Origin of the sequence: Oceanibaculum indicum P24 (genome assembly GCF_000299935.1) — a bacterium.
GTDB classification, from domain to species: domain Bacteria; phylum Pseudomonadota; class Alphaproteobacteria; order Oceanibaculales; family Oceanibaculaceae; genus Oceanibaculum; species Oceanibaculum indicum.
Window position 1 is genome coordinate 16,089 of the sequence record NZ_AMRL01000002.1, and the last position, 16,222, is coordinate 32,310.

Below are 16,222 nucleotides of genomic sequence, written 5' to 3' on the forward strand. Positions count from 1 at the left end.
TGGGGGCGCCATACCGGATCGGAAAGACCGTTACCCGAAACTGGGTTCCCGAAACCGGGCTAATCTTCTCCGGCTGCTGCCCGCCGGACCGGCTGCGTCGGCGAGAGCCAGTCGGGCAGGCGGTCCTGACCAATCAGCGTCTCGTAGCTGGGCCGGGGCCGCACCACTGCGAAGTCCCCGCCGCGCACCAGCACTTCGGGCGCCAGCAGGCGGGTATTGTAGCTTGATCCCATCACCGCGCCATAGGCACCGGCGGACTTCACCGCCAGCAAATCGCCCGGCGCCAGCTCCGGCAGCACCCGATCCTTGGCCAGATAATCGCCGCTCTCGCATATCGGACCGACGATATCGGCAGGATGCGGCGATTCTGGGGCGCCCGCGCGCTCCATGACGATATCATGATGTGCCTCGTACAGGGTCGGCCGGATCAGATCGTTCATCGCAGCATCGACGATGACAAAGCGCTTCGCCGTGCCCTGCTTCACATAAATCACGCTGGTCAGCAGCACGCCGGCATTGCCAACCAGCAGGCGTCCCGGCTCGCAGATCATCTCCGCCCCCAGCGGCGCTATCTCCTCGCGCACGATGGCGGCATAGCCTGCCAGATCGACAGTATGATCGCCGCGATAATCGATGCCGATGCCGCCGCCCAGATCGACGCGGCGGATGTCATGCCCCTCGGCGCGCAGGGCCTTCACCAGATCGGCCATGCGGCGGTAGGCGGCGCGGTAGGGTGCCAGATCCGTCAGCTGCGAGCCGATATGCATCGCCACGCCGACCGGATCGATATGCGGCAGGGCGGCGGCACGGGCATAGACGGACTTTGCCTGCTCGATCTCGATGCCGAACTTGTTTTCCTTCTTGCCGGTGGTGATCTTGGCGTGGGTCTTGGCATCCACATCCGGATTCACACGGATGGCGACCGGCGCCACCAGCCCCAGCCGGCCGGCGACCTCGTTCAGCAGCTCCAGCTCCGGCCCGGATTCCAGGTTGAACTGGTGGATGCCGGCCTTCAGCGCGAATGCCATCTCCTCCGCCGTCTTGCCGACCCCGGCGAAGACGATCTTCGAGGGGTGCACGCCGGCGGCCAGTGCCCGGCGCAGCTCGCCCTCCGACACCACATCGGCGCCGGCACCGCGCGCCGCCAGCGTGGCGATCACGGCCTGGTTGGAATTGGCCTTCAGCGCGTAGCAGATGCCGACCTTCATGTCGGCCAGCGCGGAGGCGAGCGCATCGTACTGCGCCTCGATGGATGTGGCCGAATAGACGAAGACCGGCGTGCCGACCTGCTCCGCGATACGCGCCAGCGGCACATCCTCGGCATACAGCCGGCCATCGCGATGGGTGAATGCGTCCATGATCCTGATTCCCGAACCGGTCAGCGCGCCGGATAGGTGCGCGGGTACTTGTTTTCCTTCTGGCCCTCGCCGGAAGGCGGCGGTTCCAGCCCGCCCTTCTTGCCGCAGGCCGACAGGCCGCCAGCCAGCAGCAGCGCAACGAGCAGAGTAATGCAGAACGAGCGTGCCTTCATCCCAGCCGCTCCTTCCACAGCTTCGCCTGCTCCAGCACGCGCGCCGGCGCGGTGCCGCCATAGCTGACCCGGCTCCTCACCGAATTGTCGATGCCCAGCACCTCGAACACCTCCTGGGTGATGCGCGGCTCGACCTCATGCATCTGTTCCAGGCTCAGCTCCGACAGATCGACGCCATTGTCCTCGGCCAGCTTCACCATATGGCCGGTGATGTGGTGCGCCTCGCGGAACGGAATGTTCAGATTCTGCACCAGCCAGTCGGCAAGGTCGGTGGCGGTGGCGAAGCCGGGCAAGGTGGCGTCGCGCATTGCCTGCCGGTTGGCGGTCAGGTCGCGAACCATGCCGGTCATGGCGGAGATGCACAGGTCCAGCGTGTCGCGGACCATGAACACCGGCTCCTTGTCCTCCTGCATATCCTTGCCATAGGTCATCGGCAGGCCCTTCATGACGATCAGCAGCGTGTTCAGCGCGCCAATCACCCGGCCGGCCTTGCCGCGCACCAGCTCCGCCGCGTCGGGATTGCGCTTCTGTGGCATGATCGAGGAGCCGGTGGAGAAGGCGTCCGTCAAGCGGATGAAGCGGAACTGCGCGCTGCACCAGATCACGATCTCCTCGGCCAGGCGCGACAGATGGGTCGCCAGGATCGACGCGGCAGCCAGATATTCCAGCGCGAAATCGCGGTCGGCCACGGCATCCATCGAATTGCCCATCGGCCGGTCGAAGCCCAGATCCTTCGCCGTCATGTGCCGATCGATCGGGAAGGAGGTGCCGGCGAGCGCAGCACCGCCCAGCGGCGATTCGTTCATCCGCCGCCGCGCATCCTGGAAGCGGCCCCGGTCGCGCCCGAACATTTCGACATAGGCCATCAGATGATGGCCGAAGGTGACCGGCTGCGCGGTCTGCAGGTGGGTGAAGCCCGGCATCACCGCATCGGCATATTCCTCGGCCCGCGACACCAGGGCCGACTGCAGGTCGGCGATCTGTATATCGGCGCGGTCGGCGGCATCGCGCACCCACAGGCGCACATCCAGGGCCACCTGGTCGTTGCGCGAGCGCGCGGTGTGCAGGCGGCCCGCCGCCGGGCCGATGATCTCGGTCAGCCGTGCCTCCACATTCATGTGGATGTCTTCCAGCGAGCGCCTGAAGGTGAATTGACCGGCTTCGATCTCGGCCAATATCTGGTCGAGGCCGGTCAAAATCTTGCCGCCATCCTCTGCGGTAATGACGCCGGTGGCGACCAGCATGCGGCAATGCGCCTTGGAGCCTTCGATGTCCTGGGCGTACATGCGCTTGTCGAAATCGATGGAGGCGTTGATCTTCTCCATGATTTCGGCAGGGCCGGTGGTGTAGCGTCCACCCCACATGCTATTGCCGGCATCGGCGCCAGTGTTGTTGGTATCGGCGTTCTTGGTTTCAGCGGTCATCTTGGCTCGCAACTCGGACAGGCTACCGGGATTGATGGAATGTTCAGCGTAACGACAAAGCACACGGCCTTCGCAGCCGCCTTGTTCTGCCTCGGCCTTCTCGCCGGTCCTGCGCAGGCGCAGCCGCCGCTGGGGCCGGAAATGGCGGACTTTACCCCCATCCAGCCGCCGCGACCAGCGCCGGAAACGGGCTTCACGGACGAATCCGGAAAAAGCCTGGCGCTGGCCGACCTGCGCGGCACGGTACTGCTGGTGAATCTCTGGGCGACCTGGTGCGCGCCCTGTGTCGAGGAGATGCCGGCGCTGGATGCGCTGCAGGCAAAGCTCGGCGGCCGAGGCTTCCAGGTGCTGGCGGTGTCTACCGACCGCGGCGGGGCGAAGCAGGTGCGCCCCTTCTACGAGAAGCACGGGCTGAAGAAGCTCGCCATCTATCTCGACCCGAAGACGGCGCTGACCCGCGCGCTGGGCGCCAAGGGCCTGCCGACTAGCATCCTGATCGACCGCGACGGGAACATGGTCGGGCAGCTGGTGGGCGCGGCGGCCTGGGATTCGCCGGACGCCATCGCCCTCATCCGCTACTACATGGACAAGCCTGTCCCCGCCAGCCTGCAACGTGCGGCGGCGGATTGATCAGCGCGTGGGGACGGGCTTCTCGCCGCTATAGTCGTAGAAGCCGCGGTTGGTCTTGCGGCCGAGCCAGCCGGCCTCGACATATTTCACCAGCAGCGGGCAGGGGCGGTATTTGCTGTCGGCCAGCCCGTCATACAGCACATGCATGACCGCGAGGCAGGTATCCAGCCCGATGAAGTCGGCCAGCTCCAGCGGGCCCATCGGATGGTTGGCGCCCAGCTTCAGCGCGGTGTCGATGGCCTCGACCGAGCCCACGCCCTCATAGAGCGTATAGACCGCCTCGTTGATCATCGGCAGCAGGATGCGGTTCACGATGAAGGCTGGGAAATCCTCCGACACGGCGACCGTCTTGCCAAGATCGAGCGCCAGCTTGCGCACCGCCTCGAAGGTCTGCTCCCCGGTCGCGATGCCGCGGATCAGCTCGACCAGCTGCATGACCGGCACCGGGTTCATGAAATGCATCCCGATGAACTTCTCCGGCCGGTCGGTGGTGGCGGCCAGCCGTGTGATCGAGATGGAAGAGGTGTTGGAGGCGATGATCGCATCGGCCTTCAGCGCCGGGACCAGCGTGCGGAAGATCGACCGCTTGATCTCCTCATTCTCGGTCGCCGCCTCGATGACCATGTCGCAATCGCCGAAGATGGCGTAGTCGGTGCCGGTCGAAATCCGCTTCATCGCGGCCTCGGCGGTGGCGGCCTCGATCTTGTCGCGCGCCACCATGCGCTTCAGGTTCTGGTCGATCTTCTCGACCGCCGCGTCGAGGCGTGACTGTTCGATGTCGGACAGCTTCACGTCATAGCCGGCCGTGGCACAGATCTGGGCGATACCGCTGCCCATCTGCCCGGCGCCGATGATGCCGATGATCTTCATATTGCCCACCCTTGCGCCTGTGTTGCCCGGCATCCGCGTAAAATCGCGGCCCGGCCATCCCTCACCGGCCCCGTTCGACGGGGCGTTCGGCGCACCGCTCCCGAGGGTTTCCCCCGGAGGGTGCGCCTTTTCTTGTTATTTGCCGAGTTCGGCTTCCAGTTCCGGCACGATCTTGAACAGGTCGCCCACCAGGCCGTAATCGGCTACCTGGAAGATCGGCGCCTCCTCGTCCTTGTTGATGGCGACGATCACCTTGGAATCCTTCATGCCCGCCAGATGCTGGATGGCACCCGAGATGCCGACGGCGATGTAGAGTTCCGGCGCCACGATCTTGCCGGTCTGGCCGACCTGGTAGTCGTTCGGAACGAAGCCGGCATCGACCGCCGCGCGGCTGGCGCCAACGGCGGCACCCAGCTTGTCGGCGATCTTGTCGAGCATGTGGAAATTGTCGCCCGACTGCATGCCGCGACCGCCCGAGACGATGACGCGGGCGCTGGTCAGCTCCGGCCGCTCCGACTTGGAGAGTTCCTGGCCGACGAAGCTGGAGGTGCCGGCATCGCCGGTCGAGTCCACCTTCTCCACGCTGGCCGAACCGCCCTCGGCAGCAGCCGCGTCGAAGCCGGTCGCGCGCACGGTGATGATCTTCAGCGCATCGCTGGACTTCACGGTGGCCAGCGCATTGCCGGCATAGATCGGGCGCACGAAGGTGTCGGCGCCCTCGACCGCGACGATCTCGGATATCTGCTGTACGTCCAGCAGCGCTGCGACGCGCGGCATGACGTTCTTGCCCGAGGTCGTGGCCGGCGCCAGCACATGGCTGTAGCCGCTGGCCAGCTTCACCACCAGCGGGGCCAGATTTTCAGCCAGCGCATTGGCGAATTCAGCCCCGTCGGCGACCAGCACCTTGGCAATGCCGGCGATCTTGGCGGCGGCCTGCGCGGCGGCATCGCAGCCGGAGCCAGCCACCAGCACATGGATATCCCCGCCCCCGTTGTACTGGGCAATCTGCTGGGCGGCCGCAATGGTGTTCAGAGTCGCCGGCTTCAGCGACGCGTTGTCATGTTCTGCAACGACAAGAATGCTCATGTTCTTTTCCTCGCGTCCTGCGGCCTTAGATGACCTTGGCTTCGTTGCGCAGCTTGTCCACCAGCTCGGCGACGCTGCCCACCTTCACACCTGCCGAACGCTTCGGCGGCTCGCTGACCTTCAGCGTGGTCAGGCGGGGCGCGGTATCGACGCCGAGATCGGCCGGGGTCATCTGGTCGATCGGCTTCTTCTTCGCCTTCATGATGTTCGGCAGCGACGCATAGCGCGGCTCGTTCAGGCGCAGGTCGGTGGTGACGATGGCCGGCAGCTTCAGCGAGACGGTCTCAAGGCCGCCATCGATTTCGCGCGTGACCTGCACCTTGTCGCCTTCCGGCGCGACCTTGGAGGCGAAGGTGCCCTGCGGCCAGCCCAGCAGCGCGGCCAGCATCTGGCCGGTCTGGTTGCAATCATCGTCAATCGCCTGCTTGCCGAGGATGACCAGCTGCGGCTGCTCCTTCTCGACGACGGCCTTCAGCATCTTGGCGACCGCCAGCGGCTGCAGCTCGTCATCGGTCTGCACATGGATGCCGCGGTCGGCCCCCATGGCGAGCGCGGTACGGATCGTCTCCTGCGCCTGCTGGACACCCAGCGACACAGCGACAATCTCTTCGGCCTTGCCGGCCTCCTTCAGACGGACGGCCTCCTCGACGGCGATTTCGTCGAAGGGGTTCATGGACATCTTCACATTGGCCGTCTCAACGCCCGAACCGTCCGCCTTCACACGGACCTTGACGTTGTAATCGACGACACGCTTAACGGCGACGAGAACCTTCATGATGACTCGGTTCCTTCAGGAAATTCCTCCGATAGAGCCGCCTGTGTTAGGGGAGGCGGCTTTTTGTGTCAAGCGACCCTAGCCGATTCCTTCGGCAATGCACAATAAACCCTGCCATGCGGAAACATCCTTTCCGCCGGCCTATTGCGCCTCGCGCGTCGCGCCCGGAATCCACAGCACGTCCCCGGCTCCCTTGTCATTCAGGAACCGCCCCAGGACGAACAGATGGTCGGACAGCCGGTTCACATATTGCAGCGCAGCAGGACTGACCGGCTCACGCCGTGACAGGCGGGTGATGGCGCGCTCGGCGCGGCGGGCCAGCGTGCGCGCCAGATGCAGATGCGCGGAGGCCGGCGTGCCGCCCGGCAGCACGAAGGAGGAGAGCGGCGCCAGCTCGACGTTCATCGCGTCGATCTCCCGCTCCAGCCGCTGTACCTGGCTGTCGAGAATGCGCAGCGGCTCGTAGCCCAGATCCTTCCCATCGTCGGGCGTGCAGAGATCGGCGCCAAGGTCGAACAGATCGTTCTGGATGCGCCCCAGCATGGCATCGGCGTCGGGCAGGCTGGCCGTCTGTAGCCGGGCGATGCCGATGGCGGCATTCGCCTCGTCCACCGCGCCATAGGCGGCGACACGCAGCGCGTGCTTGTCCACCCGCTTGCCATTGCCCAGCGAGGTTTTGCCCTTGTCGCCGCCACGCGTGTAGATGCGGGTCAGCTTCACCATGCGGGATGCCTCAGCGCATCAGCATGGCGATGGCGAACAGCGCCAGCGCCACGGCCTGCGCGATGATGCGCAGGCGCATCAGCTTGTTGGAATTGCGCCGGTTGAAGTCGCCGCCGCGCGCCATCGCGAACAGGCCGGTTCCCAGCACCGCCAGCGTGATCAGCATGGCGATGACGGTCAGGATGAAGAAAATATCGCTCATGCCATCCATATAAGCCGCCCCGATGGGAAGTCACAACGCCGGGAGTGCGCTCAGTTGCGTCCTTCCATGCGCCGCGACAACAGGCCGCGCCCCACGACATGGGCCTGAATCTCGGCCGCACCCTCGAAGATGTTCAGGATGCGGGCATCGCACAGCACCCGGCTGACCGGATATTCATGGGCATAGCCATTGCCGCCATGCACCTGCAGCGCATTGTCGGCGTTCGACCAGGCGACACGGGCGGCCAGCAGCTTGGCCATGCCGGCCTCGATGTCGCAGCGCCGGTCGCTGTCCTTCTCGCGCGCCGCGAAATAGGTCAGCTGCCGGGCGATCATGGTCTCCACCGCCATCCAGGCCAGCTTGCCGAACACGCGCGGGAAGTCGTAGATCGGCCGCCCGAACTGGATGCGCTCGCGGGCATAGGCGAGGCCCAGCTCCAGCGCGTTCTGCGCCACGCCAACGGCGCGCGCGGCGGTCTGGATGCGGGCACTCTCGAAGGTCGCCATCAGCTGCTTGAAGCCCTGGCCCTCGATGCCACCCAGCAGATTCTCCGCCTTTACCTGGAAGCCATCGAAGCCCAGCTCGTATTCCTTCATGCCGCGATAGCCAAGCACATGGATTTCGCCGCCGGTCATGCCCTCGGCCGGGAACGGATTCTCATCCGTGCCGCGCGGCTTTTCCGCCAGGAACATGGACAGGCCCTTATAGCCGCTGTCCGGCGAGCCGGTGCGCGCCAGGATGGTCATCATGTCAGTGCGTGCGGCATGGGTGATCCAGGTCTTGTTGCCATGGATCGCGTAGTGATCGCCCTCGCGCACGGCGCGGGTGCGCAGGTTTGCGAGGTCGGAACCGGTATTGGGTTCAGTGAACACGGCGGTCGGCAGGATCTCGCCGCTGGCCAGCTTCGGCAGCCAGTGTTCCTTTTGCTGCGGCGTGCCGCCCAGGCGGATCAGCTCGCCGGCGATCTCCGAACGGGTGCCCAGCGAGCCAACGCCGATATAGGCGCGGGACAGTTCCTCCGTCACCACGCACATCGCCATCTTGCCGAGGCCGAGGCCGCCATTCTCCTCCGGGATGGTCAGGCCGAACACGCCCAGCTCCGCCATCTGCTCGACCACGGCGATGGGGATCAGTTCGTCCTTCAGATGCCAGTCATTGCAGAAGGGCGCGACTTTCTCCGCGCCGAAGCGGCGGAACTGGTCGCGCATCATCTCCAGCATCTCGTCATCAAGGCCCGGCGCGCCGAAATCGCCGCTGGTCAGCCCGTCCGCCATCAGCTCGGCAAGCCGCAGCCGCACCGCATTGGTGTAACCGCCGGCGATCAGTCTTTCGACCGCCGGTATGCGGAAGGAAGCGACATCCGCCGCCTCCAGCCCGAAATCGCGCGGCCGCACCATCTCCACCTGCGAGATCGCGATTCCGCCCGCGATCTGCGCCAGATATTCGCCGAACGCGGCCTGCAGGATCAGCGCCTCGAACTCGCGCAACGCGCCCTGTGCCTCCAGCCGTTCCGCCCAGCCCAGCATCTGGCGCAGCGATTCGGTGTAGGTGGCGAGCCAGGAAACGCCATGCACCGCCAGCTGTTCGCGGTCGAGCAGGGCGCTGCTGATCTTGCCGTCCGGCGCCACCAGCGCGCCGACATTGCGCAGCGCCGAATCGGTCAGCCGGTCGGCGGCCTCGACCGCGTCGCGGCAGGCCGGCAGCAGATCGGCAATCACGATATCGGCGGGGTCGGTCTTCAGGGCTGCGCTGGACATGGCGGTTCCTCGATATCTCGGTTCTTGGCGTTGTCGGTTACTAATTTGCACAAATCGGGCGCTTTGCCACCCGCGCCCGGCGCAAGGCACCCCCTCGCGTCAGTTCGGCTTCACCCCGGTGGAGACTTCCACCCCGCCCAGCGCCTCAGCCAGGCGGGCGGCAGCACTGCCCGGTTTCAGCGGCTTCTGCTGGGTCGCCGCATCCGGTACCCAGCCGGTCAGATAGAGTACCTGGAAGGTTGCCGGGATGCGCCCATCCGGGCCGGCGAACCGTTCCTGATACAGTTCTGCTGCGCGCAGCAGGGTAGCCCGCTTGGTGAATCCCTTGCGGCGCTCCAGATGCGCGTTGGTCTCGCCCATGCCGCGCAGATCGCGCATCAGCGCCAGCGCATTGTCGTAGGTCACTTCCAGCCAGTCGCTGTCCACTACCGGCAGTGCGAAACCGGCGCGCTGCAGCAGCCCGCCGGCATCGCGCACATCGGCGAAGGGGGAGAGGCGCGGCGACAGCCCGCCTTCCACATCGATCTCCGCCTGCGCCATCACCTCGCGCAGCTCGACCAGCGTGGTGCCGCCCAGCATGGCGGCGAGGAACAGCCCGTCCGGCTTCAGCGCCTGGCGGATCTGCAGGAAGGTGCCCGGCAGATCATTCACCCAGTGCAGCGACAGGCAGGAGGCGACGAGGTCGAGCGACCCGGCGGCGAAGGGCAGCGCCTCCTCATCCAGCGCCAGCGCCGGATGGCCCGCCGCGCGCGCCGCAGCGGCCATGCCGGGCGACAGATCGGCGGCGATCACCCGCTCGATGCCGTTGCGGCCGGCCAGTTCCGCCGCCAGTTCGCCATGATGGCTGCCGAGGTCGAGCGCCAGCGGGAAGCGCCGGTTGATGCCGTCCAGCCGGTCGGCAAGCCGTGCCGCCACCTCCCGCTTCAGGAAGGAAAAGCCGGAAAAGCCGGCAGCCGCGCGGTCGCGGCGGGCACGGACGGAGGGGCGATCAAAGACGAGCATGCTATCGGACATGCCGGGAATATGGCGCGCCGCCCCGGCCCTGCCAATGACGCATGTGAAACAGGCATGCATGCGAAGTCTCGACCCCTGCGCGCCGGGCTTGTAAGGTCGCGACGCCATGCAAGCCGTCTTCAACGTCGCCCTGCCCGTTTTCGGGATCATGTTCGCCGGATACATGTCCGGGCGGCTGGGCCTGCTGGGCGAAAGCGCCTCGCAGGCGCTGAACAATTTCGTCTATTACTTCGCCCTGCCGCCGCTGCTGTTCCTGTCGATGGCGCAGGTGCCGCTGGAGCAGATTTTCAACTGGCCCTATCTCGCGGCCTATACGGGCGGCGTGCTGGCGGTGTTCGCCATGGCGATGATCGCCGGGCTGATGCTGTTCCCCGGCCGTCCGGCGCTGCACTGCATGCAGGGCATGGCGGCGACCTTCTCCAACACCGGCTATATGGGCGTGCCGCTGTTCATCGCCGCCTTCGGCGAGCAGATGCTGCTGCCGGCGCTGATCGCCACCGTCTATAACGGCGCGCTGGTGGTCGGCGTTATGGTGGTGTTGATCGAACTGGACATGAAGGCCGGCAGCCGGCCGCTGCTGATCCTGCGCGGCGTGGCCGTGGCCATCGCGAAGAACCCGCTGGTGATGTCCACCGCCATCGGCATCCTGTTCTCCGCCTGGCAGATCGCGGTGCCGGTGCCGATCGAGAATTTCTCCAAGATACTGGGCGCCGCCGCCGGGCCGGCGGCCTTGTTCTCGATGGGGCTGTTCCTCTATGGCAAGCCGATGACGGCGGGCCTTGGCGAGGTCGGCATCATGACCTTCCTGAAGCTGATCGTGCAGCCGCTGATCACCTGGTGGCTGGCCGTGCCGGTGATGAATCTCGACCCGTTCTGGGCCGCCTCGGCGGTCATCATGGCGGCGCTGCCGACCGGCGGCCTCGCCTTCGTGCTGTCGCTGCGCTATGGCATCTACACCCAGCGCATGAGCGGCACGATCCTGATGTCCACCGTGCTGTCGGTGGTCACCGTCTCCTTCGTGCTGGTGTATTTCGGCATCGAGTAGGGGATTTCGAGCGTGCCGCCCCCCTCAGACGCCACACCCGGCCTTGTGCCGGGGGTCCATGCCTCCGCTTACTGGATGCCTATCGAGTAGGCTGAACCCTGGATTCCCGGGACAAGCCCGGGAATGACGGTTCGTATTATGGCCCCTCACCCCCGGGCCTGGCCCGCCTGTTCGGCCGCCTCGTCCGCCGTCCCGAAGAATTCCCTGACACCGGCTACCGCCTCGGCGAGGCCGACGCGCTGCACCGCCACCCCTTCCGGGAAGGCGCCGGCAAGCCGGGAGGGCATCATCGGGTCGAGCAGCACGAACACGCCGTGATCGTCGCCGCGCCGCACCAGCCGCCCGAAGGCCTGCTTCAGGCGCAGCCGCGTGATCATGTCGTCATAGGCGCGCTTGCCGAAATGCTCCCGCCTTGCGCGGTGCAGGATATCCGGGCGCGGCCAGGGCACCCGGTCGAACACCAGCAGCCTGAGCGAGCGGCCCGGCACATCGACGCCGTCGCGCACTGCATCGGTGCCCAGCAGGCAGGCCGCCTCCTCCGCCCGGAAAATGTCGATCAGGGTGGAAGTGTCCAGCCCATCGACGTGCTGGGCATAGAGCGGGATGCCGGCCTGATCCAGCGGGGCGGCGATGCGGCCATGCACGGCGCGCAGCCGGCTGATCGCGGTGAACAGGCCAAGCCCGCCGCCGCCCGAGGCCTGGAACAGCGACCGATAGGCGGCGGCCACCTGGCCGAGATCGTCCTTGCGCACATCGGTGACGACATAGACCCGGGTCTGGTTCGGATAATCGAAGGGCGAGGGCACGGCGACGCGCACGGCGGGGGCCGGCAGATGGCGGCTACCGGTGCGCGCCTCGGCAGCGGCCCAGTCGCGTTCCACCTCGCCGGAGCCGTCGCGCAGCGTGGCCGAGGTCACCAGCACGCCCTGCGCCGGCTCCACGACGGAGCGGATGAAGGGCAGCGTCGGATCGACCCAGTGCCGGTGCATGCCGTAATCCATGTCGCGCCCGTCGAACCGGTCCACCGCGAACCAGTCCACGAATTCGTCAGGCGTGCCCTCGGGCAGCGCCTTCAGCATGCCGCGCCAGCCGCCAATCTGCACCTCGCCGCGCCGGGTCAGGCTGCGCAGCACCGCCTCCATGCGCTGGCGGGCGGCGGTATCGAGCTGATCCGCCTCGGTCTCCAGCTTGGCCGATATCCGTTTCTTCAATTCCTGAATCGGCTGCAGCAACGCGCCCAGCGCGCCCTCCAGCGTTGCTGCCGCGTCGAGCAGCCCGTCGAGCGGCGGGTGCGCGTCGGTCTCCATGCCATAGGGGCTGGAGCGGTCAGGCTGGCGGGCGTAGGTCTGCTTGCGCACCAGCGCCAGCAGCGCCTCCGCCGGCCCGTCCGGCTGGCCCTCGCCGATGCGGCTGTTCCAGCCCTCGCCGGGCAAGCAACGCGCGGCATGCAGCACCCGGCGCAGCGCCTCCTCCGCCCGGTCTTCACCGGCGATCATGTCCTCGACGCGGGTCTTCAGCCCGCGCGCCCGGCTGGTGCCGCGCCCTTCCGCGCCGAGCAGCCAGCGCCGCAGCTCCACCATCTCCAGCGCCGTCAGATGGCCGGAGAAGGCGCCGTCGGCGGCATCGAACACATGATGCCCCTCATCGAACACATAGCGGGTCGGCAGGCTGGCGGCATTCTCCCCGCCGCCATCGCCGCCGCCCAGCGCGGCCTGGATCATCACCAGCGCGTGGTTGGCGATAACGATCTCGGCGCGCCGCGCGCGGCGGATCGACTTTTCGACGAAGCATTTGTGGTAGTGCTGGCAGGCGGCGTAGATGCACTCCCCGCGCCGGTCGGACAGGCCGCTGGTCCGGGGCCGCCCCAGCAGATGGGCAAGCCAGGCCGGGAAATCGCCGCCGACCAGATCCCCGGCACGGGTCGCCGCCGCCCAGCGCGCCATCAGGCCCAGCGCCACGCCATCCTGCGGACGCATCGGCAGGGCGCGCACCGCCTCTTCCAGATTCAGCAGGCAGAGGTAGTTCTCGCGCCCCTTGCGCACCACCACCTTCTGCGCCTTCAGCGCGGGGTCGGGAAAAAGCCGGTCCAGCTCGCCATCAATCTGGTGCTGCAGATTGCGGGTGTAGGTCGATATCCAGACCGTGCCCTTGTTCTTCTCCGCCCAGACGCTGGCCGGCGCAACATAGCCCAGCGTCTTACCCACGCCGGTACCGGCCTCGGCGAGCACCAGGGCCGGCGCATCCTCCTCCTCGCGCGGGGCGAAAGCGGCGCTGGCGGCAGACGCATAATCGGCCTGGCTGGGCCGGGCTTCGGCAGACCCGCCCAGAAGTTCCGCCAGCCGGGCGCGCGCCTCGGCGGGATCGACCGGGAAATGGCTGGGGTTCGGCGGCGGCGCATCCTCCGACCATTCCGGCAGGTCGCGCCAGATATCCATGCCGACCGGGCGCACCGGGCCGGACTGCTCCGGCACCGCCTCGCCCAGCGCCGTCAGCGCGTAGGGCGCCCAGCGCCAGCCACAGGCATGCATGGCGCGCGCAACCGGCCGGGCATATCGGTCATAGTCGATGCCACCGGGACCGCGCGCCGGATCGGCAAGGTCGGCCAGCAGACGCTGCGCCGCCGCGATCAGTCCGGCGGCCTGCCCGGCAAGATCACCCGGCGCCGGCAGCTCCAGCGCCGCGATCAACCCGCGCGGTGTCGGCAGGCAGAAGCGCGCCGGATGCACGAAGGCGAACAGCTCCAGAAGGTCATAGGCGGCGAAGCCCTGCTGGCCCAGCCGCTCCGCCGTAGCGCGGGCATGGCAAAGGATCGGCGGTTCCAGCACGACACGCTTTGCCGCCTCGGCGAGGCTCAGCGTCTCGATCTCGCCGTCGGAATCGATCCAGGCGGCCTCGGTACGTCCGGCGACCAGCACCGGTGCTTTCGGCAGAAGAAGGGTAGGGGCGGCATTCATCCGCCGGACTATAAACGCGGCTCAGCGCCGCGCGGTCAGGAAAATCCGCCGGAACGGAAACAACGTCCTGCCATCCGGCTGTTTCGGGTAGGCGATGCGCAGCGCGGCCCCGTATTCGGCGACGAAATCGGCGCGCTCCTGCCCGTCGATCAGGGCGAAGACGGGGGTCAGCGCCGTGCCCTTCACCCATTCCAGCACCGGGTCGTCGCCTTCCAGCACATGCAGATATTCGGTCTCCCAGATGTCGATATGGGAAAAGCCGAGATCGCCCAACAGCCGGTAATAGACATCGGGATCGGCCACCGGGTCGCGCAGCAGCGCGCTGCCGATCCTGTCCTTCCAGCGCGGGCCGGCCGCCGTCTCGCGCGCCAGTACATGGGACGGGGCATTGAAATTGCGCGGCATCTGGATGGCAAGGCCGCCGGTCGCACTCACCATGCCGGCGACATGGCGCAGCACGGTCGGATGGTCGGGAACCCATTGCAGCACGGCGTTGGAATAGACCAGATCGGCGGGAGTCTTCGGCGTCCAGCGCATCAGGTCGGCCTCGACCCAGTCGATGTCGGCACCATGCTTGCGCGCCTTCGCCAGCATGTCCGGCGAATTATCCATGCCGGTGATGCGCGCCTTCAGGAAGCGCGCCTGGATGGCCAGCGTCAGGTCGCCGGTGCCGCAGCCCAGATCGACGATGCTAGCCGGGTCGGCGACCGGCGCCTGGGCCAGCAGGTCGAGGCCGGGCCGGAAGCGCGGGCCGGAGAATTTCAGATACTGGTCGGCATTCCAGCGATCCCCGTCACGCGCCATCGCCCTATCCCCCTATCGCTTTCGCTTTTCCGCCGGCAGCAGGATGCGGAAGCAGCTGCCCTCCGGCCCGGTATGCGCCAGTTCTACCGTGCCGCCATGGGCCAGCACCAGATCCTTCACGATGGCGAGGCCGAGACCCGTTCCCGCCGCCTTGGTGGAGCCGGCGAAGGGCCGGAACAGCGTCACCCGCACCGTCTCCGGCATGCCCGGCCCGTCATCCTCCACCAGTATTTCCGTGCCCATGTCATCGCGCCGGGCCGAGATGCGAATCCGTTCCGCCCCCGCCTCGGCGGCATTGCGCGCCAGATTGGCGATAACCCGGTGGAACTGGTGGCGGTCGATCTCCACCGTCAGCGCCTCCGGGATGTCGGGCACCAGCTCGGCCTGGCGCTCGGCGGGGAAGAAGCCGGTATCGATCTCCTCCGCGATCTCGGCGACGAACTCCCGCAGCCGCACCGGCGCCTTGCTGACCGGCGGATGTTCCTGGGTGAAGTTCAGCGTCTGGGTACAGATGTTGATGGCCCGGTCGATGGTGCGGTACAGCGTCGGCACCACCCGCTTCACATGCGGGTCCTCGCTGCGCGACAGCGTGTCATAGACCAGCGAGGCAGTGGCCAGCATGTTGCGCAGATCGTGATTCACCTTGGACACCGTGGCGCCCAGCGTCGCCAGCCGCGTCTTCTGGCGCAGCGCCGCCTTCAGGTCGCTCTGCATCGAGGCCAGCTCGCGCGCCGCCGTGCCGATCTCGTCGCGCCGGCTGCTGGCGGGGAAGACCGGCGTTTCCTCCGGGTCGCGGCGGAATTCGGTCATGCTCTGGGTGAGGCGCTGCATCGGCCGCACCAGCATGCTGCGCAGGCTGAAGAAGACCAGCGCCGCGGTGATGAAGGAGATGATGAGCGACAGCGCCAGGATGCGCTCGGAGAAGGCCAGCATCTCGGCGCGCATCGGCTTTTCGTCGAAGATCACGGAGACCACGACCTCGGCATCCTTGGGCGAGGTTCCGGTCGCCTGGATGAGGCGGTCCTCGGTGCGCAGCAGCACGGCGAAGGCATCCATGATGAGGTCGCTCGCCATCGCTGTCCGGAGGTCGAAGGCTTCCGCCGGCCGCAGCGAATCCTCGCTGCCCAGCATGTGCGTCATCTGCCCGTCCTTGAACAGGTCGATGGCATGCGCGCCGACATGGGCCAGCAGCGCCTGTTCCAGATCCTGCGTCACCATGCGGTCGGGGGCGGCATCGATGGTCAGCGCCGCCAGATGGGCCGAGGCCAGCTTCTCCTCCATGTAGGTCTCGCGGTAGCGCGCGATGGAGGGGGTGTAGATCAGCACCTCGGCCAGCATGACGAAGCCGATGGTCAGCACCAGCAGCCGGGCGGACAGCGAACGGGTAAAGGCGTCGAAGGGCATGAA

General features: G+C 67.0%; 15 protein-coding genes. 2 read left to right on the forward strand and 13 right to left on the reverse strand.

What is annotated here, in order from left to right:
• Positions 1 to 59: 59 nt before the first annotated feature.
• Genes lysA through argH form a run of 3 tightly spaced genes read right to left on the reverse strand, consistent with a single transcriptional unit; the run spans position 60 to position 2,955 of the window.
• Complete coding sequence (gene lysA / locus P24_RS01970; protein ID WP_008943013.1) at positions 60 to 1,358, reverse strand: diaminopimelate decarboxylase; 1,299 nt, start codon at positions 1,356 to 1,358, stop codon at positions 60 to 62.
• A gap of 20 nt (positions 1,359 to 1,378) precedes the next feature.
• On the reverse strand, positions 1,379 to 1,531 hold the full coding sequence (lptM, locus tag P24_RS20240) for an LPS translocon maturation chaperone LptM (protein ID WP_192813219.1): 153 nt from the start codon (positions 1,529 to 1,531) through the stop codon (positions 1,379 to 1,381).
• Positions 1,528 to 2,955: an argininosuccinate lyase gene (gene argH / locus P24_RS01975; RefSeq protein WP_051013061.1), complete on the reverse strand. Its 1,428-nt coding sequence runs from the start codon at positions 2,953 to 2,955 to the stop codon at positions 1,528 to 1,530. The genes lptM and argH overlap by 4 nt, the downstream gene beginning before the upstream one ends.
• A gap of 39 nt (positions 2,956 to 2,994) precedes the next feature.
• Between argH and P24_RS01980 the strand changes: the two genes are divergently transcribed.
• Positions 2,995 to 3,585 (forward strand): TlpA disulfide reductase family protein, encoded by a 591-nt coding sequence (locus P24_RS01980; RefSeq protein ID WP_008943015.1) that lies wholly within the window; start codon positions 2,995 to 2,997, stop codon positions 3,583 to 3,585.
• Here P24_RS01980 and P24_RS01985 read toward each other — a convergent pair whose 3' ends face one another.
• The 7 genes from P24_RS01985 to P24_RS02015 form a co-directional block, all read right to left on the reverse strand.
• Complete coding sequence (locus P24_RS01985; protein ID WP_040706262.1) at positions 3,586 to 4,455, reverse strand: 3-hydroxybutyryl-CoA dehydrogenase; 870 nt, start codon at positions 4,453 to 4,455, stop codon at positions 3,586 to 3,588. It abuts the gene before it with no gap.
• A gap of 135 nt (positions 4,456 to 4,590) precedes the next feature.
• Positions 4,591 to 5,541, reverse strand: a complete 951-nt coding sequence (locus tag P24_RS01990; protein WP_008943017.1) for an electron transfer flavoprotein subunit alpha/FixB family protein — start codon at positions 5,539 to 5,541, stop codon at positions 4,591 to 4,593.
• Positions 5,542 to 5,566: 25 nt separating this feature from the next.
• Entirely contained in the window at positions 5,567 to 6,316 is a 750-nt protein-coding gene (locus P24_RS01995; RefSeq protein WP_008943018.1) for an electron transfer flavoprotein subunit beta/FixA family protein, read from the reverse strand.
• A gap of 141 nt (positions 6,317 to 6,457) precedes the next feature.
• Positions 6,458 to 7,039, reverse strand: coding sequence for a cob(I)yrinic acid a,c-diamide adenosyltransferase (locus P24_RS02000; RefSeq protein WP_008943019.1), 582 nt, complete (start codon positions 7,037 to 7,039; stop codon positions 6,458 to 6,460).
• Between the two features lie 10 nt (positions 7,040 to 7,049).
• A complete protein-coding gene (locus P24_RS02005; RefSeq protein ID WP_040706312.1) occupies positions 7,050 to 7,241 on the reverse strand; it encodes a twin transmembrane helix small protein in 192 nt (63 codons plus the stop codon).
• A gap of 50 nt (positions 7,242 to 7,291) precedes the next feature.
• Entirely contained in the window at positions 7,292 to 8,998 is a 1,707-nt protein-coding gene (locus P24_RS02010) for an acyl-CoA dehydrogenase family protein (RefSeq protein WP_008943021.1), read from the reverse strand.
• 99 nt (positions 8,999 to 9,097) lie between these two features.
• The gene (locus P24_RS02015) at positions 9,098 to 10,000 is read right to left on the reverse strand and encodes a methyltransferase domain-containing protein (protein WP_237740149.1); all 903 of its coding nucleotides are present in this window, start codon (positions 9,998 to 10,000) and stop codon (positions 9,098 to 9,100) included.
• Between the two features lie 118 nt (positions 10,001 to 10,118).
• Here P24_RS02015 and P24_RS02020 point away from each other — a divergent pair, with 118 nt between their 5' ends.
• Complete coding sequence (locus P24_RS02020) at positions 10,119 to 11,057, forward strand: AEC family transporter (RefSeq protein WP_008943023.1); 939 nt, start codon at positions 10,119 to 10,121, stop codon at positions 11,055 to 11,057.
• 146 nt (positions 11,058 to 11,203) lie between these two features.
• Here the strand turns inward: P24_RS02020 and P24_RS02025 are convergent, their stop codons facing one another.
• Genes P24_RS02025 through P24_RS02035 form a run of 3 tightly spaced genes read right to left on the reverse strand, consistent with a single transcriptional unit; the run spans position 11,204 to position 16,219 of the window.
• On the reverse strand, positions 11,204 to 14,011 hold the full coding sequence (locus P24_RS02025) for an ATP-dependent DNA helicase (protein WP_008943024.1): 2,808 nt from the start codon (positions 14,009 to 14,011) through the stop codon (positions 11,204 to 11,206).
• Positions 14,012 to 14,032: 21 nt separating this feature from the next.
• Positions 14,033 to 14,815, reverse strand: a complete 783-nt coding sequence (locus P24_RS02030) for a methyltransferase domain-containing protein (protein ID WP_008943025.1) — start codon at positions 14,813 to 14,815, stop codon at positions 14,033 to 14,035.
• Between the two features lie 12 nt (positions 14,816 to 14,827).
• Positions 14,828 to 16,219: a sensor histidine kinase gene (locus P24_RS02035; RefSeq protein ID WP_008943026.1), complete on the reverse strand. Its 1,392-nt coding sequence runs from the start codon at positions 16,217 to 16,219 to the stop codon at positions 14,828 to 14,830.
• Positions 16,220 to 16,222: the final 3 nt, after the last annotated feature.

Excerpts from the sequence above, each read along its gene's own strand:
- P24_RS02000 (WP_008943019.1), bottom strand. The coding sequence starts at position 7,039 with ATGGTGAAGCTGACCCGCATCTACACGCGTGGCGGCGACAAGGGCAAA.
- argH (WP_051013061.1), bottom strand. The coding sequence starts at position 2,955 with ATGACCGCTGAAACCAAGAACGCCGATACCAACAACACTGGCGCCGAT.
- P24_RS01985 (WP_040706262.1), bottom strand. The coding sequence starts at position 4,455 with ATGAAGATCATCGGCATCATCGGCGCCGGGCAGATGGGCAGCGGTATC.
- P24_RS02030 (WP_008943025.1), bottom strand. The coding sequence starts at position 14,815 with ATGGCGCGTGACGGGGATCGCTGGAATGCCGACCAGTATCTGAAATTC.
- P24_RS02025 (WP_008943024.1), bottom strand. The coding sequence starts at position 14,011 with ATGAATGCCGCCCCTACCCTTCTTCTGCCGAAAGCACCGGTGCTGGTC.
- lptM (WP_192813219.1), bottom strand. The coding sequence starts at position 1,531 with ATGAAGGCACGCTCGTTCTGCATTACTCTGCTCGTTGCGCTGCTGCTG.
- P24_RS02005 (WP_040706312.1), bottom strand. The coding sequence starts at position 7,241 with ATGAGCGATATTTTCTTCATCCTGACCGTCATCGCCATGCTGATCACG.
- P24_RS01990 (WP_008943017.1), bottom strand. The coding sequence starts at position 5,541 with ATGAGCATTCTTGTCGTTGCAGAACATGACAACGCGTCGCTGAAGCCG.
- P24_RS01980 (WP_008943015.1), top strand. The coding sequence starts at position 2,995 with ATGTTCAGCGTAACGACAAAGCACACGGCCTTCGCAGCCGCCTTGTTC.
- P24_RS02035 (WP_008943026.1), bottom strand. The coding sequence starts at position 16,219 with ATGCCCTTCGACGCCTTTACCCGTTCGCTGTCCGCCCGGCTGCTGGTG.
- P24_RS02010 (WP_008943021.1), bottom strand. The coding sequence starts at position 8,998 with ATGTCCAGCGCAGCCCTGAAGACCGACCCCGCCGATATCGTGATTGCC.
- P24_RS02020 (WP_008943023.1), top strand. The coding sequence starts at position 10,119 with ATGCAAGCCGTCTTCAACGTCGCCCTGCCCGTTTTCGGGATCATGTTC.
- P24_RS01995 (WP_008943018.1), bottom strand. The coding sequence starts at position 6,316 with ATGAAGGTTCTCGTCGCCGTTAAGCGTGTCGTCGATTACAACGTCAAG.
- P24_RS02015 (WP_237740149.1), bottom strand. The coding sequence starts at position 10,000 with ATGCTCGTCTTTGATCGCCCCTCCGTCCGTGCCCGCCGCGACCGCGCG.
- lysA (WP_008943013.1), bottom strand. The coding sequence starts at position 1,358 with ATGGACGCATTCACCCATCGCGATGGCCGGCTGTATGCCGAGGATGTG.